The sequence below is a fragment of the Microbacterium sp. SMR1 genome, from assembly GCF_003289625.1.
Taxonomy (GTDB): Bacteria; Actinomycetota; Actinomycetes; order Actinomycetales; family Microbacteriaceae; genus Microbacterium; species Microbacterium plantarum.
Genome location: NZ_QMBN01000002.1, coordinates 879514 through 898619 on the forward strand (window position 1 = coordinate 879514; position 19106 = coordinate 898619).

Annotated in this window: 18 protein-coding genes; 9 read left to right on the forward strand and 9 right to left on the reverse strand. The window is 70.2% G+C overall.

From position 1 onward, the window contains the following. The first annotated feature begins 103 nt into the window (after positions 1-103). Complete coding sequence (locus DO944_RS08730; RefSeq protein ID WP_064956137.1) at positions 104-529, forward strand: Hsp20/alpha crystallin family protein; 426 nt, start codon at positions 104-106, stop codon at positions 527-529. A 138-nt stretch (positions 530-667) separates the two neighbouring features. On the opposite strand, the gene DO944_RS08735 is transcribed toward DO944_RS08730, so the two are convergent. Beyond that, positions 668-2047 carry an HNH endonuclease signature motif containing protein gene (locus DO944_RS08735; RefSeq protein ID WP_112616599.1) on the reverse strand — a complete coding sequence of 460 codons (1380 nt, stop codon included), beginning with the start codon at positions 2045-2047 and terminating at the stop codon, positions 668-670. A 133-nt stretch (positions 2048-2180) separates the two neighbouring features. Beyond that, positions 2181-2612, reverse strand: a complete 432-nt coding sequence (locus tag DO944_RS08740; RefSeq protein ID WP_112616601.1) for a MarR family winged helix-turn-helix transcriptional regulator — start codon at positions 2610-2612, stop codon at positions 2181-2183. A 35-nt stretch (positions 2613-2647) separates the two neighbouring features. Between DO944_RS08740 and DO944_RS08745 the strand changes: the two genes are divergently transcribed. Both DO944_RS08745 and DO944_RS08750 read left to right on the forward strand, forming a co-directional pair. Further along, positions 2648-4447, forward strand: coding sequence for a DUF2207 domain-containing protein (locus DO944_RS08745; RefSeq protein WP_258524629.1), 1800 nt, complete (start codon positions 2648-2650; stop codon positions 4445-4447). Positions 4448-4733: 286 nt separating this feature from the next. Beyond that, positions 4734-5066: a hypothetical protein gene (locus tag DO944_RS08750; protein WP_112616605.1), complete on the forward strand. Its 333-nt coding sequence runs from the start codon at positions 4734-4736 to the stop codon at positions 5064-5066. Between the two features lie 23 nt (positions 5067-5089). On the opposite strand, the gene DO944_RS08755 is transcribed toward DO944_RS08750, so the two are convergent. The 3 genes from DO944_RS08755 to DO944_RS08765 all read right to left on the reverse strand — a co-directional run bounded on the left by DO944_RS08755 (position 5090) and on the right by DO944_RS08765 (position 7758). Continuing rightward, the gene (locus DO944_RS08755) at positions 5090-6154 is read right to left on the reverse strand and encodes a sodium:calcium antiporter (protein WP_112616607.1); all 1065 of its coding nucleotides are present in this window, start codon (positions 6152-6154) and stop codon (positions 5090-5092) included. 69 nt (positions 6155-6223) lie between these two features. Beyond that, positions 6224-7462 carry an amidohydrolase gene (locus tag DO944_RS08760; RefSeq protein WP_112616609.1) on the reverse strand — a complete coding sequence of 413 codons (1239 nt, stop codon included), beginning with the start codon at positions 7460-7462 and terminating at the stop codon, positions 6224-6226. Between the two features lie 23 nt (positions 7463-7485). Then, the gene (locus DO944_RS08765; RefSeq protein ID WP_112616611.1) at positions 7486-7758 is read right to left on the reverse strand and encodes a VOC family protein; all 273 of its coding nucleotides are present in this window, start codon (positions 7756-7758) and stop codon (positions 7486-7488) included. Positions 7759-7844: 86 nt separating this feature from the next. Here DO944_RS08765 and DO944_RS15905 point away from each other — a divergent pair, with 86 nt between their 5' ends. After that, the gene (locus DO944_RS15905; RefSeq protein WP_256978038.1) at positions 7845-7973 is read left to right on the forward strand and encodes a hypothetical protein; all 129 of its coding nucleotides are present in this window, start codon (positions 7845-7847) and stop codon (positions 7971-7973) included. Positions 7974-8068: 95 nt separating this feature from the next. Here the strand turns inward: DO944_RS15905 and DO944_RS08770 are convergent, their stop codons facing one another. Next, positions 8069-9094, reverse strand: a complete 1026-nt coding sequence (locus DO944_RS08770) for a lytic transglycosylase domain-containing protein (protein ID WP_112616613.1) — start codon at positions 9092-9094, stop codon at positions 8069-8071. A gap of 255 nt (positions 9095-9349) precedes the next feature. On the opposite strand from DO944_RS08770, the gene DO944_RS08775 reads away from it, so the two are divergent. From DO944_RS08775 to DO944_RS08790, 4 genes are all read left to right on the forward strand, one after another. Beyond that, positions 9350-9823, forward strand: coding sequence for an S-ribosylhomocysteine lyase (locus tag DO944_RS08775; RefSeq protein ID WP_112616615.1), 474 nt, complete (start codon positions 9350-9352; stop codon positions 9821-9823). 24 nt (positions 9824-9847) lie between these two features. Then, on the forward strand, positions 9848-10492 hold the full coding sequence (locus DO944_RS08780) for a hypothetical protein (RefSeq protein ID WP_112616617.1): 645 nt from the start codon (positions 9848-9850) through the stop codon (positions 10490-10492). Between the two features lie 81 nt (positions 10493-10573). Continuing rightward, entirely contained in the window at positions 10574-12076 is a 1503-nt protein-coding gene (locus DO944_RS08785) for a PepSY domain-containing protein (protein WP_112616619.1), read from the forward strand. 88 nt (positions 12077-12164) lie between these two features. Then, entirely contained in the window at positions 12165-14258 is a 2094-nt protein-coding gene (locus DO944_RS08790; RefSeq protein WP_112616621.1) for a glucose PTS transporter subunit IIA, read from the forward strand. A gap of 94 nt (positions 14259-14352) precedes the next feature. On the opposite strand, the gene DO944_RS08795 is transcribed toward DO944_RS08790, so the two are convergent. Then, complete coding sequence (locus DO944_RS08795; protein WP_112616980.1) at positions 14353-15978, reverse strand: bifunctional NAD(P)/FAD-dependent oxidoreductase/class I SAM-dependent methyltransferase; 1626 nt, start codon at positions 15976-15978, stop codon at positions 14353-14355. A 66-nt stretch (positions 15979-16044) separates the two neighbouring features. Between DO944_RS08795 and DO944_RS08800 the strand changes: the two genes are divergently transcribed. Then, a complete protein-coding gene (locus DO944_RS08800; protein ID WP_112616623.1) occupies positions 16045-16599 on the forward strand; it encodes a helix-turn-helix domain-containing protein in 555 nt (184 codons plus the stop codon). A 92-nt stretch (positions 16600-16691) separates the two neighbouring features. Here the strand turns inward: DO944_RS08800 and pgi are convergent, their stop codons facing one another. Both pgi and aztA read right to left on the reverse strand, forming a co-directional pair. Continuing rightward, positions 16692-18377, reverse strand: a complete 1686-nt coding sequence (gene pgi, locus DO944_RS08805; RefSeq protein WP_112616625.1) for a glucose-6-phosphate isomerase — start codon at positions 18375-18377, stop codon at positions 16692-16694. Further along, entirely contained in the window at positions 18374-19093 is a 720-nt protein-coding gene (gene aztA, locus DO944_RS08810; protein WP_112616627.1) for a zinc ABC transporter ATP-binding protein AztA, read from the reverse strand. The genes pgi and aztA overlap by 4 nt, the downstream gene beginning before the upstream one ends. Positions 19094-19106 lie beyond the last annotated feature (13 nt).

The window sequence follows — 19106 nt, forward strand, 5'->3', positions numbered from 1 at the left end:
ACCCTTGGCACTCGATGGGGGAGAGTGCTAATCTGGATGCAGTTGAGCCGGTATGGCTCAACTTTCAGATCTCAACACGAAGCATCAGAGAAGGGAAAGATCGATGGCTACTTATGACCCGTTCCGCGACCTCGACCGCATCGCCTCGAGCCTCTTCGACACGCGCCGCGGCCCCCGTCGCATGCCGATGGACCTCTACCGTGACGGCGACCACTACGTGATGACCGCCGACCTGCCGGGCATCGACCCGGGCTCGGTCGACATCGACGTCGACGGCCAGCTGCTGACCATCCGCGCCGAGCGCACGCTTGCGAGCGGTGACGGAGTGAAGTGGATCACGCGCGAGCGTGAAGCCGCGAGCTTCCTGCGTCAGCTGAACCTCGGCCAGGGCGTCGACACGGAAGGCATCGCCGCGACCTACAACAACGGCGTTCTGACCGTGACCATCCCGGTCAGCGAGAAGGCCAAGCCGCGCAAGGTCGAGGTCACGACCGACGCAGCCGCGCCGGTGGTGCCGATCGAGAACTGATCGCGCAGATCCGCGTTCGCACGACGGGCGGCCGCAGCTCTTTCGGGGGCGGCGGCCGCCCTTTCGCGTATATCCCCCAGCGCCCGCGACCGATTCGAAGGTGCGCGATGCGCGCGCCCGACTGCGTGGCTGCAGCATTCAGAAGGGTGCTGCTTCACCCGGCGGTGGTCCACCGGGTGCGGCATCCGGTGGCGGATCGGCGGTGTCGATGGTGAAGCAGACTGCGGGTATGGGTACGTCTTCGCGGTAGATCCGGCCGAGGGGTGAGGTCCATTCGAGGACCCCTCCGCCGACCTGCCTGACCTCCCACTTGGTGAATTGCTTCATCGAGTGGTGTCGTTGGCAGAGGTGGGCGAGGTTGAAGATGTGGGTGTGGCCGCCGAGGGCGTAATCGATCGTGTGATCCAGTTCGCAGCGGATCGCGGCTCTGCGGCATCCGGGGAACCGGCAGTGCTGATCACGGGCCATCAGGAGCTTCTTCATCGAAGCGGTCGGCCGGTAGGTGTCGATCTCGACCGGTGTGCGGGTGACGGGGTCGATGAAGAGTCGGTCCCACTCGCTGACCTGTCCGGCGAGCTGCCGCACGGTGTCAGCATCGACGAGCCCGGCCCCAACGGCTTCGGCGGGGTTCTTGTCACGCCCCATCAACGTCTCGGCGGTGACCGCCACCTGTACACGTGCCCGGATCGCCCCGAGCCCACCGGCCCGGTCCGTCCCGTACGTCGGGTCGACCACGGGCGCCCCACCGAGGACGAGGTCGCCCAGGATGTCGGCGCGCAGTTGGTCCATGGTCCGCGTATCGGCGGACTCGCCCGCCCCGGCGGCATCCGCCCCCGCAGCCGCACCCGCACCCGCGGTCCGCGCGTCCTTCACGGACTGCCCCATCTGCGTCAGTCGGTCGAGCATCCCCGCGGCGATGACCGTCGGAAGGTTGGCGACGAGATTCGACATCCCGTCCGTCCCGTGGAACACGCGAACGCACCGTTCGGCGGCCGCGGTCTTATGCCGCTCCGTGAACGTCTGCGGATGCAACCGCGCCGCCAACGCATCCAGCGCACCCCGCACCCGCGACGGCACGTCCCGCTCACACACCCCGATCGCGGCTTCCGCGAACGAATCCCGCACCTCATTCGGAAGCCCCGCACCGACCCGCACGACCACATCCACGTGTCCGCGTTCGATCCGCCGCTGCACCCACGCCTCGAACACGGCCGGGTAGTCGTCGATGACGGTCATCGCATGGTCGATCTCACCCTGCAGGCGCCGATCGGTGAGCCGCGCCATCCCGGCCGCCTCGGCCGCGACCGACCGCAGCTCCATGTCCGACGCCATACCCCGCACCCCGTCGCGGCGCGCGTCGTGCAGGGCGGCATGACCCAGGTCGGCCAGCGCCCGGGTGCGAGCGATGTCAGCGGCGTGAGAGAGGTCGAGGGCCTCCGCGTATCTCGCAAAAGCGAGCGCTTGCGACGGCGTGACGTCGTCGCGTCGCGCCTCGCCACCCCCGTCACTCGCCGTCATGTTCCCATTGTGGCAGCGGGTACGACATCCGAGTCGAACCTATGTTCTGTTGTCGAAAGTCGGGGCACCGTCCCGCCGGGGGAGGAATCGACATCGCGAGAGGCCGCGCGACCCGCAACCCCGACCGCGGTCGTCAGGACAGACGTCGCAGCTTCGTCGTCAGCTGCTCGAGCTGCTCGAGCTCTTCGGTCGACAGCACCGACATCCGTTCGGCGATGGAGCGGCCGTGGGCGGCGGCGAGTCGACGAAACGCCGACAGCCCCTCCGGCGTCGCCGTGAGCATTGCGCCGCGGCCATCCGTCGGGTCGCCGCACTTGGTGATGAGGCCGCGCGCGACCATCCGATCGACCAGGCGCGAGACGCTCGGCTGGCTGATGAGCATGTTCGCGGTGACGTCTCGCAGGCGAGCGCGATGGCCCGTGCCTCGCGCGACCGTCAGGAGCACGTCGTACTCGGCCTGGGTCAGCTCATCGCCGGCGAAGTCATTGCTGATGTCGTCGAAGATCTCGTGCTGCGCGCGGAAGAGACTCTCCCACGCGGCAACGGCGCGACGACGATCGTTCATGGCGACAACTTTACTGCCCGCCTAAGCTGGTCGGCATGATGCGTCGCACCCGGGCGGCACTCGCGATCGTGGTCCTCGTGCTGATCACGGGCCTTTTCGGGCTGGCGGTCCCTGCCGCGGCATCCGCCGACGAATCCGCCGATCTCGACGACTTCGTCTTCGATTCGCTCGCCGTGGACTACACCCTCAGCCGCGACGAGGACGGCACGGCCAGGATGCGGGTCGTCGAGACCTTCGTCGCCGATTTCCCCCCGTCCGATCAGAACCGGGGCATGCGCCGCCTTCTGCCCGAGACCTACAACGGGCAGCCGCTGCATCCGGAACTCATCTCGGTCACCGACGAGAACGGCGATGCCCGTCCCGTCGAGACCGACAGCGAGGACGGCACCCTCGGCATCCTGACGCGCGGGCCCGAGTACCTGCACGGGCCGAACACCTTCGTCTTCACCTACGACCTCGAGAATGTCGTGTGGGACTTCCCGGACACCGGGCTCGAGTTCTACTGGGACGTCAACGGCACCGACTGGAATCAGCCGTTCCGGCAGGTGACGGCCACCTTGCGGGTCGACCCCGCTATCGCGGACGCCCTCGCCGGCCGGCAGGCCTGCTATGTCGGCGAGCAGGACAGCACCACGCCGTGTCCCGAGATCGTCGCCTCACCGTACGGAACCGCGATCACCGCCTCGGCGACCGACCTCGCGCCGCACGAGACGCTCACTTTCGCCGTCGGGTTCGAGGAGGGCACGTTCGAGGTGTACGACACCGGGTTCCTGGCGTCGCCGCTCGGATGGCTCCAGTCCGGGTCGACGGCGCTGCTCGCCGGCGCCACCGGCTGGGCGCTGCGCAATCGCCGGCGGTACCTCCGCGACGAGCCCGGGCGCCCGACGGTCATCGCCGAGTACGCGCCACCGCGCCGCATCGATGCGATCGACGCGGCGGTGCTGTTGCAGAAGACGTCGAAGGCGATTCCCGCCGAGGTTCTCGAGCTGGCGCTGGTGGGCGCCATCCGCATCGTCGACGATGGGAAGAGCCGCTGGGGACGTGCGAAGCTGCAGGCGGAGCTCGTCGACCCTCGGGCCGCAGACGAGAACGGGCGCAGACTCCTGCGCGGCATGTTCCCGCATCACCGTCGTGGCGAGGTCTACCGCTTCGGATCCTCCGACACCCGGCTGTCCACCGAGACCCAGCGGGCGCTGAAGATGGCCAAAGACAGTCTCCGCGGTCGCGGCATGTACAAGCCCGTGCCGGCGGGAGTGCGTGGCTGGCCCGTCGCCGCATGGGCCATCGCGTCGGGTCTGGTCATCCTGTTCGGTGCGCTCGCGCTGAACGCTTACGTCCACCCCGCACTGCCCATCGTCGGCATCGTTCTGGCGGCGGCGTCGTTCCTGGTGGTCGTCTTCGCGGTCGCCGGTGAGCCGCTGTCGGACACGGGCGCCGAGGTCCGTGATCACCTGCGCGGGCTCGATCTCTTCATCCGGTGGGCCGAAGCCGACCGCATCCGGATGCTGCAGTCGCCGACCGGTGCTGAGCGCGAACCGGTCGCGACGGACGACCCCCGGGAGATGCTCCGGATCTACGAACGGCTGCTGCCGTACGCCGTGCTGTTTGGCCGCGAGAAGGAGTGGGCTGCGCACCTGACGGCGCTCTACGGCGACGCGGGCATCGCGACACCGGTGTGGTACGCGGGAACGGCGGCGTTCGATGCGTCATCCTTCGCGGCGGGCATCGGCACGCTGTCGTCGGCGGCATCGTCGTCGTCGTCGACGTCGGGCGGGTCGAGCGGCGGCGGGTCCGCCGGCGGGGGAGGCGGCGGAGGCGGTGGTGGCGGCGCCTGACGCGTCGTCCGCGCAGTCGGCTCGCGTAGCCGGAAAGCAGTTGAGGGTCCGACCGAAGAGGCATTCGGTCGGACCCTCGTCCCTTTGCACCAAGAGTTTCCTGCAATCACATGCCGGTGGCTGCCACAGCAAAACAGCTACCGTGCGAGCACTCTATAACGGCGAGGTAACGACGAGCAAGGGTTTTCCCGTTATCTTTTCGTAATCATCGGAAACGCTGAGCCGGTACCTCGACGACATCCGGTTTTCGGCCTCCGCAGTGCCGCGGGTCTGTCAGGATGAGCGCGTGCACGCCCACGGCCGAGACACCGCCAGCGGACCCTTCGTGGTCACGCTCGTCGTCGACCTGCCGATCGCCAAGCCCGATGCCCTCGAGACGATCGCCTTCGTATCGGACGGGGCGATCGAGAATGCAGGTACGGCCTTCCCGCGCGTCGGGCTGGGCCGGGACGTATGGGCCGAGGTGCAGATCCCGAAGTTCGCGGACCCGCCGCCGCTCGCCGTCGACGTCTGCTCGGACGTGTCGTGGGATGTCGCGGCGACAGAGGCCGCGCGGTTGGCCGATGCGCTGCGGCGGGTCGGATGGTCGGTGCGGTCGCCGCGCTCCGACGAGGTCTGAGTCGCCCGCCCGTCGCGGTCGGGTCACGCGGCGACGGCGAAGAGCCCCGCGATTCCCGCGCCGTAGAGAACGAGCACGGTCAGCGAGTCGACACCCATCCCGGCGATCCGCTTCGCGGGCCGGAAGATGAGTCCGACGACGTAGACGAGCGTCAGCAGCGCGGCCAGCGCGGTGAGGTAGATGTCGGCTCCATTCGCCTGCGGCAGCACCGCCTGGCCCGAGATCAGGGTGGCCACGAGGAACAGCACGGGCAGGAACGCATTGCCGCCGAAGATGTCGCTCATCGCGAGATTGTCGTCGCCCTGACGGATGGCCTGCAGCCCCGTGGAGATCTCCGGCAGCGCGGTCGCGAGCGCGAGGATGGTCGCGCCGAACAGCACACCCGACAGGCCGATCTCGTCGGCGATGGCGTCGCCGACCCGCTCCAGCACGACACCGGCTCCGAGCGTCGCGAGCGCGGAGACCGCGAAGATCGCGACGACCGCCCCGGTGCTCATCGAATGATGCGGATGCCGCGGCTTGGCGCGCCGGTGCCCCGGGGTGTGTTCACTCGCACCCGGCGACGTGCCGTTCTCGTGCCAGGGGAGGTGCTTGCCGGCGCGCTGCACGAGGAAGAGCCCGGCGAGCCACAGCGCCGCGATGAGCACGACATCGGGGGTGACACGTGCGACGACGAGGTCGCTGGGAAGCTGGCTCCCCGCCATCACGACCGCGAGCACGGCGACCACGATCACGGCTTCGAGCACGAGGACGAGGGATGCGGCGCGATAGGTCAGCGGCCTGACCCCGCGACCGCGCTTGCCGAACAGGTCGAGGATCACCAGCACCACGGTCTGCAGCGCGATGCCACCCAGGATGTTGCCCACGGCGACTTCGAGGTTGCCCGCGATGGCGGCACTGACGGTGATGGCGATCTCGGGCAGGTTCGTGGCCACAGCGAGCACGATCAGCCCGCCGAACGCGCTGCCGATATGCCAGCGATCGTCGAGGACGTCGGTCGACTTCGAGAGCTGGATTCCGGCCACCCACACCACGGCGGCGGCAGCGGCGAAGACCAGGAGGAGCAGCCAGAGGGGCAGGTTCGACATCCCCTCAGTGCACACCCGAACCGGTGCGACGGCGTACCGCTTGCGTTCGCGGCCGGAATGGACTCCGGCTCAGCGGAGCCAGCTGGACCGGCCGAACCGCTCCCACCGCTCGACGATGTGCACATCGCCGTCGTCCATGGTCTCGAGCACCGTGGTGCCGCCGATGACGACGTGCTCGACTCGCGACTCCACCGCGAGCGGGTCGCCCGACCACAGGACGAGATCGCCGTCGCGCCCGGCCTCGAGCGCGCCGACGCGGTCGTCGAGCCGCAGGATGCTGGCCGGGTTCGTCGTGAGCGCCTGCAACGCGACATCCGCCGGGAGGCCCTCGCGCACGGCGAGGATCGCCTGCAGACGGATCTGGTCGATCGGCACCACCGGGTGATCGGTCGTGATGGCGACGGTGACGCCGGCCTCGGCGATCAGGGCGAGCGCCCCGATCGCCCGGTCGCGCAGCTCGACCTTCGAGCGCGAGGTGAGCATCGGCCCGAAGATGACGGGGATGCCCTTCTCGGCCAGGACGTCCGCGATCTTGTGGCCTTCGGTGCCGTGGTTCACGACGAGCCGGTAGCCGAACTCCTCGGCGAGCCGGATCGCGGTGACGATGTCGTCGTGACGGTGGCTGTGCTGATCCCACAGCAGCGTGCCGTCGAGCACCTGAGCGAGCGTCTCCTTGCCGAGGTCGCGCTCGAACGGCTCGCCCTTGGCCGCCGCGGCATCCCGCTTCGCGACGTAGTTCTGGGCGCCGACGAAGGCGTCGCGCAACACGGACGCGACGCCCAGGCGGGTCGAGGGCGTCTGCTTCTTGTCGCCGTAGACGCGCTTGGGGTTCTCGCCGAGGGCGGACTTCACCGACACGTTCTCGGCGATCACCTGCTCGTCGACGGTGCGCCCGCCCCACGTCTTGATGGCGACGGTGCGTCCGCCGATCGGGTTGCCCGACCCCGGCTTGATCACGACGGAGGTGACTCCGCCGCGCAGGGCGTCGCGGAACCCGACCTCGTCGATGTCGATGCCGTCGAGCGCACGGAAGCGGGCGCCGTTGGGGTCGGTCATCTCGTTGGTGTCGTTGCCCGACCAGCCCTCGCCGTCCTCGTGGACTCCGAGGTGGCCGTGGGCCTCGACGAACCCGGGCAGAACCCAGCGCCCCGCGGCATCCACGATCTCGGCGCCGTCGGGCACGGGCGTCTCGGCCCCGCCGACGGCGGTGATCACGCCGTCCGTGACGATCACCGTCCCGCTCTCGATGACGGGCGCGGACACGGGGACGATGCGGCCGTTCACGACGGCGAGGATGCGGGGGGCCATGCCCTCGACCCTATGCCGGACGATCACTGGAGGCAGAACTCGTTGCCTTCGGGGTCTCGCATCTGCCAATACCGCTCGGGCCACGCGCCCCACTGCTGTTCCACCAGCCGCACGACGCTCGCCCCGAGCCCGACGAGACGATCCTTGTCGGCATCCACGGCCTCGGCCGTCGCGCGGCGAGCACCGTCGACGGGTGCGACCGACACGTCGACGTGCAGGCGGTTGCGCCCCCGCTTCGAGCCGGTGACCTCCTCGTCGCGACCGACGGTACTCCCGCCCTCCGACAGTGGGTACACCCGGTATCGCTGGACGGCAACGGGGCTGACCGCTCGCTGGCGACGTCGTAGCGTGAGCCACTCACGAACTGCAGGGAGGAACCACCATGAGCCTCAATGGAAACGTGCCCTTCGTCGCACCCGGTGAGATGCCCATCGACCCGATCGAGGAAGCTCCGACGCTCGAGGTCACGGCTGAGGACCCCCTCGACGAGGACCCCCTCGACGAGGACTGACCCCGCTCCGAAACGGCGAAAGCGCACGTCCGCACGGTCTCCGCGTGAGCGGACCGTGCGGACGTGCGCTTTCGCGAACCGTCAGCGAGCGGTGATCAGTACCAGCCGACCGACTGCGAGTGGCCCCAGGCGCCGCAGGGCGAGCCGTAGCGGCCGGAGATGTAGCCGAGGCCCCAGCGAACCTGGGTGACGGCGTTGGTCTGCCAGTCGCCACCGGCCGAAGCCATCTTGCTGCCGGGAAGCGCCTGCGGGATGCCGTACGCACCGCTGCCGCTGTTGTAGGCCTGGTAGTTCCAGCCCGACTCCTTGTTCCAGAGCGAGACGAGGCACGAGAACTGGTCCTGCCCCCAGCCGAACTCGCCGAGCATGTTGCTCGCGGCCTGCTGCGCGGCGCCGGGGGAGTTGTCGCCCGTCGAAGCGACCGCCGAAGCAGCGGGCGCGGACGAGGACGAGGACGAGGACGAGGAGCGCGAGCCGCTCGAACGCTGCGCTGCGGCCGCGGCGGCCTCTTCCTCGGCCTTCGCCTTCGCGGCGGCCTCAGCGGCTGCGGCCACTTCGGCGGCGATCCGCGCGGCCTCTTCCTCGGCGGCCTTCTGCGCCTGTGCGGCCTCGAGACGTCCGCGGAGGTCGGCCGTCTCGGCCTGCACGTCGTCGGTTGCGTCCGTGAGCTTGTCGGTGAGGTCGGGCAGGAGCAGCGTCGGGATGACCTCGGTGTCCTTCAGGCCCTCGATGCGCTCGCGCAGCTGCGTCGTGTCGATCGTCGTGTCGCCCTCGATCGGAAGCGCGGCGGCTGAGACGTCGCCGGTCACGGTGGCGGCCTCGACGACCGATGCCTCAGCCGCGGCGACGGCGTCGCTCGTGGCCTGCTCGATCGCGCTGAGCGGCTTCGCCGTCGACGTGGCCGCGGCGGTCACCAGTGCAGCGCGCTGCATCACCGGTGCGGGGCCGGATGCCGTGGGCAGTGCGGCCGAGGCCGTCGTGCCCACGACCGCGGTCAGCCCCATGGCCAGCCCGAGGGTGAGGGCGGCGGGACGGACGAAGCGGCGGGATGCGGAGCTGGAGCTCACGCTGGCGGAGCGCCGCAGGTCGCGGCGGGTGGTCTGGCTCGACGAAGAAGTCATGCGAACAGGGGCGGTCCTTCGATGTTTGCGGGCACCGCGACAGGCGGCGGGCGTCTCGGGCGGACGCACAAAACTCCCCGAGTCTGCGGGTTGAGTCTGGACGAGTCCCGGACAGTCCCTGGACGTAACCTGAATGCCCGAGCGCGCCGAGCCCATGACGGGGAGCGTTACTCTGGCCGGAACGGCGGCGCTCGGCGGCCGTCCGACCGTCCGCGTCGAAGGAGGAACACGTGGCTGAAGTCGAAGGAGGAACACGTGGCTGAAATCGAGAGCTTCACGCTGGATCACACCGCTGTGCTGGCCCCGTACGTGCGCCGGATCGGCGTCGAGCACGGACCGGACGGCGGAACCATCACCAACTTCGACGTTCGCTTCGTGCAGCCCAACTCGGGCGAGATCCCGACCGCCGGCATCCACACCATCGAGCACATGCTCGCGGGTCTCCTCCGCGATCGGATCGCGGGGGTCATCGACATCTCGCCGTTCGGATGTCGCACCGGCTTCCACCTGCTCATGTGGGGCGAGCCCGAGGTCGCCGATGTCGTCGCGGCGCTCACCGGCAGCCTGCGGTTCATCGCCGAGGAGGCCGTCGAGGCCGACATCCCGGGCGTCTCCGCTCTCGAGTGCGGCAACTACCGCGACCACTCACTGCACTCGGCGCGCGAGTGGTCGAAGACCGTCCTCGACCAGGGCATCAGCCTCGACGCCTTCTCCCGCGTCGGCGTCTGACGCCGGCCGACCGACCGCCGCGACGTGACCCCGTCTCGCCACCAGCGCGCGCTGCGAGCCGCCGCTGCCGCGACCCTGGCCACGTTCGTCGCTCTGCTGTCGCACGTCGCAGCGGGAGGCGAACCGCCCTCGGCGCTGGGCGCCGCCCTCCCGTGGGCGCTGTCGCTGATGATCAGCCTCGCCGTCGTCGGGCGCCGCGTCTCGGTCGTGCGCCTCGGTGCCGCGGTCACGGCCGCGCAGACGCTCTTCCACGTCATGTTCGCTCTCGGAGTCGTGCCGCTCGCAGGCTCCGCACGGATTCCCACGCCGGCGTCGGGCCTGACGGGGCCGTTCAGCCTGCACGCGGGACATATGTCGCTCCCGGCATCCCCGTCCGCGCCTGGTGCGATCGCTGCGGCAGCCCCGGACGCCGCGATGATCGGTGCCCACATCCTGGCGGCCGCCATCACGACCCTGCTGCTGCATCGCGGCGAACGGCTGCTCGCGGCGCTCGCCGATCTCGCGCGGCGCATCGCGACGCGGCTGCGGTCTGTGACTCGGGATGCCGTCCCTTCCGCGCCGATGCCGCCACGTCTGCGCCCCCTCGCGTCGAGCGTTCGCACACCGCGCCTTCGCGCCCTCGTCGCGGCGCCCGCGCGTCGCGGCCCGCCCGCTCTCCTCGCTCTCTGACGCCCCGGCGCCCGTCGGGGCGATCCGTCGTGCGCGCTGACCATGCTTCGCGTGCCGGCACCCCGATGACCGAGGAGTCCCATGTCCATCACGGAGTCACACGCGTCCACCGACGGCGCCGCCGATACGGGCGGCGCGCCCGCCACCACGTCCCGCGAACACGCTCCGCCCCGGCGGTCGCGTGCGTGGGTCATGCCGCTGCTGCTGCGGATCCACTTCTTCGCCGGCATCCTGGTCGGCCCGTTCATCCTGATCGCGGCGCTCAGCGGAGCGGTCTACGTCGTGACGCCGCAGCTCGAGCGCGTCATCTACGCCCATGAGCTCAGCGCGCCGGTCACCGAGACGACACTCCCGATCGGCGACCAGGTCCGCATCGCCGAGGGGTACATCGGTGACGCCGCCTCGCTCGCGGCGGTGCGGCCCGCGCCCGCAGCGGGCGACACGACGCGCGTCATGTTCGCCCAGGAGGGGCTCGGTCCGAGCCAGACCCGCGCTGTCTTCGTCGACCCCGGAACGGGCGAGATCCGAGGCGACCTGACGGTCTACGGCACGAGCGGCGCGCTGCCGCTTCGCGCGTGGGTCAGCGACCTGCACCGCAATCTCCACCTCGGCGAGCCGGGCCGCCTCTACAGCGAGTTCGCCGCCTCGTGGCTCGGCATCGTCGTGGTGGCCGGGCTCACGCTCTGGGTGGTGCGGCTGCGTACGGCGCGCGCCAAGAAGGACCTGTTCCGCCCGAAGCGCGGAGCGCGGGGCTACCGACGCCTCTTCGGGTGGCACGCGTCGCTCGGAGTGTGGCTCGTGCTCGGAGCGCTCTTCCTGTCTGCCTCCGGCATCACGTGGTCCACCTACGGCGGTGCGAACGTCTCGACGCTGCGAGCGGCACTGTCGTGGCAGAACCCGGCGCTGTCGACGGCGCTCGGTGACACCGGCTCCGGCGGTGGTGCGGGAGCTCATGCGGACCACGGGGTCGTCGCGGCGCCGACCGCCGCGGTCTCACCCGACACCTTCGACGACGTGCTCGCGGTCGCGCGCACCGAGAACGTGAACGTCGGCCTCATCGAGATCCGGCCGCCCTCGGCTGCGGGGCAGGCGTGGGTCGTCCAGGAGATCCAGCGCAGCTTCCCGACGGAGGTCGACGGTGTCGCGATCGACGGCGACACGCTCGCGGTCGTGGACCGGGTCGACTTCGCGGACTACCCGTTCATGGCGAAGCTCGCGCGGTGGGCCGTCGACCTCCACATGGGGTCGATGTTCGGCCTCGTGAATCAGCTCGTCCTGTTCGTGGTCGCCGCAGGGATCGCGACGATGGTCGTGCTCGGGTACCTGATGTGGTGGAAGCGCCGGCCTACCCGCGACCCCGCTCGCCGGATGGGCACGGTCCCCGGCGAGGCCCTTCCGAACGCGCCGGTATGGGGTGTCGTGCTCGTGGTGGCCGTCGCGATCGGCATCGGGTACTTCCTTCCCCTCGTCGGCCTGCCGCTCGCCGCGTTCGTGATCGGGGATGCGCTCGTACAGGGCGCCCGGGGTCGTCGGGCGCGGAGATCTTCCTCCGGGGGAGCGGAAACGAGTGTGGTCAGGCCATGACTGGTCAAGCCCTCGTTCCCGGCGAATTCTCAGGGTAAAGTTCCGGGCGAAGAACTCCGGCCACCCGTCGGAGAACAGGAGAGAAGCCATGGCGACAAGCCCCGCTGAATCGATCGTCGACGCCGTCGGCGGTCCGGGAAACATCGAGAGTCTGACGCACTGCGCCACGCGCCTGCGTTTCCAACTGCGCGATTCCTCGAACGTCGATCAGTCGACGGTCGAGGCGATCCCCGGCGTCATGGGCGCCGTGCCGCAGGCCGGGAACCGCTACCAGGTCGTCATCGGCGGAGCCGTCCAGAACGTCTACAACGACATCAACGCGCTCCCCTCGATGTCGGGCGCCGGCGGTGGCGCTGTCGACGAGGACGACATCGACTCGGTCAAGGCGCGCGAGCGCGCGAAGGGCCCGCGCGGCAAGGTCGCCTGGCTCGACTCCCTGTTCGAGTTCCTCTCGGACTCGTTCCGCCCCATCCTCGGCGCGCTGCTGGGCGCGTCTCTGTTCATCACGTTCATGGCGCTGATGGCGACGCTCGGGGTCATCCCGGCCTGGAACGCCCCGGGCGTCGTCCTCGACCCGTCGTGGCAGTTCGTCAACCTGATGTGGCAGTGCGTCTTCATCTTCCTGCCGCTCATGGTCGCCTACAACGCGGCCAAGAAGGTCGGGGCCGACCCGTGGGTCGGCTTCGCGATCATGGCCGTCGTGATGCTGCCGCAGTTCTCGGGACTGGCGACCCAGGAGGGCGCGCAGCAGATCAACTTCCTCGGTTCGGACATCACGACCGTCTCGGTCTTCGGTCTGCCGCTGACGATCTTCGACTACAGCTCGCAGGTGTTCCCGCCGCTGCTCATGGCGGGTGCGCTCGGGCTGCTCTGGAAGGGGCTGCGCAAGGTCATCCCCGAGAACATCCAGCTGATCTTCGTGCCGTTCCTGGCGATGCTGATCATGATCCCGCTCACGGCCTTCCTCATCGGCCCCATCGGTGTGTACGCGGGTGCCGGTCTCGCGAACCTGCTGAGCTCGATCAACGACTTCTCGCCGTTCATCTTCGCGGTCGTCATCCCGCTCGCGTATCCCTTCATGGTTCCGCTCGGCCTGCACTGGCCGATCAACGCGATCATGCTGCTGAACATCCAGAACCTCGGCTACGACTTCATCCAGGGCCCGATGGGTGCGTGGAACTTCGCCTGCTTCGGCGCGACCGCCGGCGTGCTGTGGATCTCGTGGCGTGCCCGTGACAAGCAGATGCGGCAGACGGCGACGGGAGCCCTCGCGGCCGGTCTGCTCGGCGGCATCTCGGAACCCTCGCTCTACGGCATCCACCTGCGCTTCAAGCGCATTTACCCCCGGATGCTCGTCGGATGCCTCGTCGGTGGTCTCATCATCGGCATCGGAGGTGGCGTCAAGACGCAGGCGTTCGTGTTCACGTCGCTCCTGACGATCCCTGCCTTCGACTCGGTCGTCCTCTACGGCATTGCCGTGCTCGCGGCGTTCGTCGTCGCGATGGCCCTCGTCATCATCAGCGACTACCGCACGCCCGAGCAGCGCGCCGAGTTCGAGGCGCAGCGCGATAAGGCCGAGGCGAAGGCCGGCGCGACGGCTGCCGGTGCTGCGGCCGCGCCCGCTGCGGCTGCGGCCTCGGGCTCGTCGACCGCGGCACCCGCGCAGACCGCGCAGGGGACCGCGACCGCGACCCTCGACAAGCCCGGCGCCACCGATGAGGTGTCGGCGGCGATCGAGATCGCGTCTCCGCTCGACGGCACGGCCGTCGCGCTCTCCGAGGTGCCGGACCCCGTCTTCGGTGGCGGCGTCATGGGTCCGGGTGTCGCGATCGAGCCGACGGGCAACACCGTCGTCTCGCCCGGTGCCGGAACCGTCGCGGCTGCACAGCCGACCGGTCACGCGTTCGGCCTCGAGCTCGACAACGGGGTGGAACTGCTCATCCACGTCGGCATCGACACCGTCAACCTGAAGGGCGAGGGCTTCGAGGTCCACGTCAAGGCCGGCGACCGCGTGGAGCAGGGCACGCCCCTCGTGACGTTCGACCGTGCCGTGATCGAGAAGGCGGGCTACCCGTTGATCACGCCGGTCATCGTCCTCAACGGTGACGGCTTCGCGACGGTCGACCCCGTGGGCTTCGGCCCGACGACGACCGGCGCCCCCCTCCTGGTCCTGGAGAAGTAACCCCCAACCCCCGACGTCGACTCGCCACGAATCGCGGATGCCGGGCCCCCGGCATCCGCAGATTCTGGCGAGTCGACGTTTTACGTAGGCGGGGTCAGGGGAGGCGGCGGAGCAGGAGGACGCCGTCGAGCGGGTGCGGGGGACGGGATGCCGCGTGGCCCCATGCCGCAGAGGCCCCGTGCTCGCGGATCTCTCGCCGCTCGACGATCTCCTCACGCTCGACCACCCACTCTGCGGGGTCGAGGTCGAGCGCGGCGCGCTCCTCGGCGGGCGTGGGGAACGGAGGATGGTCGTGCGGCTCGCCGTCCTCGGGCCCGCGCGGCGGTCCGCCGGCATGCGACACGACGAGCAGTCGTCCGCCCGGGGCGACGTGGCGCAGGGCGGCGCGCAGGAGCGGGATGCGGGAGAACTCCGGGTCCCACGAGTGCAAGAAGCTCGTCGTCACAAGGTCGAACTCGCCGAGCTCGGCCGCGTCGATCTCCCCGGCGACGAAGGTCGCGTCGACCTGAGCGTCACGGGCGGCCGCTTGGGCCCGTGCGACCGCCGTCGGCGACAGGTCGACGCCGGTCACCGACCACCCGCGCGATGCGAGCCACAGGGCGTCGCCGCCCTCGCCGCAGCCCAGATCGAGCGCCGTGGCCGGAGTGAGCGAGCCCGCGGCCTCGAGCTCGGCGATCACCGTCGAGGTCGTCTCGTTCACCCGCCCCGACCACACCCGGTCCGTCTCGGCGTATCGCGCCTCCCAGTCGGCGGCGTGACCGCGGCGCCGCTCGAGCGCTGCGGCGGCGTCGCGGCCGACGAGCGCGGCGTTGACCGCGGCGCCGGCCATCGACCCGGCGCCCATCGACAGGGGAACGTTCGCCATCGGTGCGACGACGTTGCCGACGGCCCACACGAGGGGGTGGCTCGTCGCCCCCGCCGCATCGACGGCGATGAACGACCCGACCGGTCCGTCGGCGCGGGCGAGGTCGAGCCCGGCGAGGAAGCCGTCGTGAGGCTCGAGGTGTCCGCCGGTGAAGATCGCGTCGATCGCCACACGCTGCCCATCGGCGGTCACGACATCGCCGATCGCTGCGTCGCCGGCGTCGTCCGCCGCTTCCGCCGGGCCGGTGACGGCGACCACGGGCGAGGAGACGGTGCGGATGCCGCGAGCGCGCAGCCGCTCCCGCACGTCGTCCCCGAGGTCACCCGCCGCAGCGGTGAACGCCACGACGTCGGGGCTCCACTGCCGTACGAGCTCGATCTGGTGCAGGCTCATCGGCGACGTCGCGAGCACGCCGATGCGGCGATCGCGCACTTCCCAGCCGTGGCAGTAGGGGCAGTGCAGCACGGTCCGTCCCCAGCGCTCGGCGAGCCCGGGCACGTCGGGCATGCGGTCGGAGACGCCGGTCGCGACGAGAAGCGCTCGCGTCGTGATCCGCTCGGTGCCGCAGGCAAGGCCGACCTCGAGGCCGCCGTCGATCTCGGTCACCGACGCGACGCGTGCTGAGCGGAAGACGACGCCGTAGCGTTCCGCCTCTTCTCGACCACGCCGGCGGAGCTCGGCGGGCGAGGTCCCGTCGAAGCCCACGACGGCGTGCATGTGCTCGGCGAACCGATTGCGGGGGCTGTCGGAGTCGAGCACGAGGGTGCGGCGGCGGGCCCGTCCGAGCATCTGCGCGGCGCTGAGGCCGGCGGGGCCGGCGCCGACGATGACGACGTCCTGATCGAGATCATGCATGTCGAACAGCATCCGGTTTCGAATGCGCGCTGGCAAACAGGTTTGCAGAAATGGCAAACTAGACGCATGACCGGATTGGACCAGATCGGCCCGCGCCTGCGTGCGGCCAGGCAGGAACGCGGACTCACCCTCGAAGAGCTCGCGGAGCGGGCGGGCATGTCGACGAGCACGCTCTCGCGGCTCGAGTCGGGCAAGCGTCAGGCGAACCTCGAGCTTCTCGTGCCGCTCACGCGGCAGCTCGGCATCCGGATCGACGATCTCGTGCCCGCCGAGCATCCCGATCCCCGGGTGCGTCGGCCCGCGACGACCCGGCACGGTCATGTCGTCGCGCCGCTGACGCGCGAGAGCTCACCCGTGCAGACCTACAAGGTGACGTTCCCGCCGTCTGATGAGGCGCCGGCCCCTCGGGTCCACGACGGCTTCGAGTGGTTCTACGTGCTGAGCGGGCGGATCCGGCTCGTACTCGACGACCAGGAGCTCATCCTCGCGCGGGGCGAGGCGGCGGAGTTCGACACCCGCACCCCGCATTCCATCAGCGCGGTGGGTACGCGCCCCGCCGAGGTCATCAGCATCTTCAACGCCGCCGGTGAGCGCATGCACACCCTGACGGCCCCCTCCTGACCCCCGCCCCCTACGCGTCGACTCGCCGAGAACTGCGGATGCCGGTGCCCCGGCATTCGCGTTCTCTGGCGAGTCGACGGTGTGTTTGTGGGTCAGGAATCGCGGTGGGTGCGGTAGTAGGACAGGAGGGCCTGGGTCGAGGCGTCCTGCGCGGCGAGCGCGTCGGCGTCGCCCTCGATCGCGGGCGCGATCTGCAGGGCGAGCTGCTTGCCGAGCTCGACGCCCCACTGGTCGAACGAGTTGATGCCCCAGATCGTGCCCTGCGTGAAGGTGATGTGCTCGTAGAGCGCGATGAGTTCGCCGAGCACTCTCGGGGTGAGTGCGGGCGCGAAGATCGACGTGGTGGGGCGGTTGCCGGCGAACGTCCGCGCCGCGACGAGCGCCCCGGTCGTGCCCTCGGCCTCGACCTCGTCGGCGGTCTTGCCGAAGGCGAGCGCCTTCGTCTGTGCCAGGAAGTTCGCGAGGAACAGCCCGTGCACGTCGCGGCCGCCGTCCGTGAGCGGGTGTGCGGGGTTGACGAAGGCGATGAAGTCGGCGGGGATCAGCCGCGTGCCCTGGTGGATCAGCTGGTAGAAGGCGTGCTGGCCGTTGGTACCGGGCTCGCCCCAGAACACCTCGCCGGTGTCGGAGGTGACGGGCGTGCCGTCCCAGCGGACCGACTTGCCGTTCGACTCCATCGTCAGCTGCTGCAGGTAGGCCGCGAAGCGGTGCAGCTGCTGCGCATACGGCAGCACCGCGTGCGTCTGCGCGCCGAGGAAGTTGGTGTACCAGACGTTGAGCAGGCCCATGAGAACGGGCACGTTCTTCTCGAGCGGGGTGGATGCCACGTGCTCGTCGACCGCGTGGAAGCCGGCGAGCAGGTCGCGGAACGCGTCGGGGCCGAGCTCGATCACGAGCGACAGGCCGATCGCCGAGTCGACGGAGTAGCGGCCGCCGACCCAGTCCCAGAATCCGAACGCGTTGGCGGGGTCGATGCCGAAGGCCTCGACCTTGTCGAGCGCGGTCGAGACGGCGACGAAGTGGTGGGCGACGGCGTCCGTCTTCTGCGCCTCGCCGTCGTCGATCGCGCCGGCCTCCTGCAGCCCGGCCCACAGCCAGTCGCGGGCGAGGCGCGCGTTGGTGAGGGTCTCGAGGGTCGTGAAGGTCTTCGACGCGACGATGAACAGCGTCGTCTCGGGGTCGAGGTCGGCGGTCTTGTTCGCGATGTCGAACGGGTCGATGTTCGACACGAACCGCGCCTGGATGCCGGCGGTCGCGTACGGCCGAAGCGCCTCCGAGATCATGACCGGTCCGAGGTCGGAGCCCCCGATGCCGATGTTGACGACGTGGGTCACCTTCTTGCCGGTGATGCCGGTCCATTCGCCCGAGCGCACCCGGTCGGCGAAGGCCGACATCTTCTCGAGCACGGCCTGGACGTCGGCGTCGATGTCCTGGCCGTCGACGACGAGCTCGGGTGAGGCGCCGGCGGGGCGACGCAGGGCAGTGTGGAGCACCGCGCGGTCTTCACTGGTGTTGATGTGCTCGCCCGAGACCATGGCGGCGTAGCGCTCGGCGACGCCGGTCTGCTCGGCCAGGCGCACGAGGGCGGCGACGATCTCGTCGGTGACGAGGTTCTTCGACAGGTCGACGTGCAGGTCGGCCAGCGGCAGGCTCAGACGCTCGACGCGCCCGGGGTCGCTGTCGAACCACCCGCGGAGGTCGGGGGTGAAGCCCTTCTTCAGCGACTCGAGGTCGGTCCAAGCGGCGGTGGTGGTGGCATCGATGGGAGCAGCGGTCACGCTCTCACGGTAGCCGCGCCGCGGTGTCCGCGTCCACGCGGCGCGGCGGAAGAACTCTCGACGACGCGCCCGTCGACCAGGCGGCACACGGCATCGACGTCGCCGAGCTCGGCCAGATCGTGCGTGACGGCGACGACGGCCGTGCCCGTGCTCGCCACGGCGGCGAGAGCGGATGCGACGGCGTCGCGGGATGCCGCATCCAGTCCGCTCATCGGTTCGTCGAGCAGCAGCAGGTCGGCCTCCTGCGCGAGGGCTTGCGCGATGTACGCCCGCTGGCGCTGGCCGCCCGAGAGCAGGCCGAGCGGCCGCCGAGCGAGCGGGGCCAGCCCGACGGTGTCGATCGCTTCGGCGATGCGCGCGCGGTCGCTGCGCCGCAGCGGCAGGAATGGTCCCCGCTCGCGCCAGCGCCCCATCGCGACCAGGTCGGCCACGGTCAGCGGCAGGCGGGCGCCGTCGTTCGAGGTCTGCGGTACGAGACCGACGCGGATGCCGGGTTCCCGGCGCACCGTTCCCGAGGTGGGGGAGAGGAGCCCGGCCGCGACGGCGATCAGGGTCGACTTCCCCGACCCGTTGGCGCCCACGATCGCGTGGACCTCTCCGCCGGTCACGTCGAGATCCACGCCGTGAAGGGCGAGGTGCCCGTCGAAGGCGACGGTCACCTCCCGCAGGGCGACGACGGAGCCACCGGGGACGAGTGGGGTGGTGGAGCTGGACATCCACCCAGTATTG

What these genes read in the sequence shown, in the direction of transcription:
- DO944_RS08785 (WP_112616619.1), top strand. Translation starts at nt 10,574, where the DNA reads ATGTCCATCACGGAGTCACACGCGTCCACCGACGGCGCCGCCGATACG.
- DO944_RS08740 (WP_112616601.1), bottom strand. Translation starts at nt 2,612, where the DNA reads ATGAACGATCGTCGTCGCGCCGTTGCCGCGTGGGAGAGTCTCTTCCGC.
- DO944_RS08760 (WP_112616609.1), bottom strand. Translation starts at nt 7,462, where the DNA reads ATGGCCCCCCGCATCCTCGCCGTCGTGAACGGCCGCATCGTCCCCGTG.
- DO944_RS08770 (WP_112616613.1), bottom strand. Translation starts at nt 9,094, where the DNA reads ATGACTTCTTCGTCGAGCCAGACCACCCGCCGCGACCTGCGGCGCTCC.
- DO944_RS08800 (WP_112616623.1), top strand. Translation starts at nt 16,045, where the DNA reads ATGACCGGATTGGACCAGATCGGCCCGCGCCTGCGTGCGGCCAGGCAG.
- DO944_RS08730 (WP_064956137.1), top strand. Translation starts at nt 104, where the DNA reads ATGGCTACTTATGACCCGTTCCGCGACCTCGACCGCATCGCCTCGAGC.
- aztA (WP_112616627.1), bottom strand. Translation starts at nt 19,093, where the DNA reads ATGTCCAGCTCCACCACCCCACTCGTCCCCGGTGGCTCCGTCGTCGCC.
- DO944_RS08755 (WP_112616607.1), bottom strand. Translation starts at nt 6,154, where the DNA reads ATGTCGAACCTGCCCCTCTGGCTGCTCCTCCTGGTCTTCGCCGCTGCC.
- DO944_RS15905 (WP_256978038.1), top strand. Translation starts at nt 7,845, where the DNA reads ATGAGCCTCAATGGAAACGTGCCCTTCGTCGCACCCGGTGAGATGCCC.
- DO944_RS08795 (WP_112616980.1), bottom strand. Translation starts at nt 15,978, where the DNA reads ATGCATGATCTCGATCAGGACGTCGTCATCGTCGGCGCCGGCCCCGCC.
- DO944_RS08745 (WP_258524629.1), top strand. Translation starts at nt 2,648, where the DNA reads ATGATGCGTCGCACCCGGGCGGCACTCGCGATCGTGGTCCTCGTGCTG.
- DO944_RS08790 (WP_112616621.1), top strand. Translation starts at nt 12,165, where the DNA reads ATGGCGACAAGCCCCGCTGAATCGATCGTCGACGCCGTCGGCGGTCCG.
- DO944_RS08735 (WP_112616599.1), bottom strand. Translation starts at nt 2,047, where the DNA reads ATGACGGCGAGTGACGGGGGTGGCGAGGCGCGACGCGACGACGTCACG.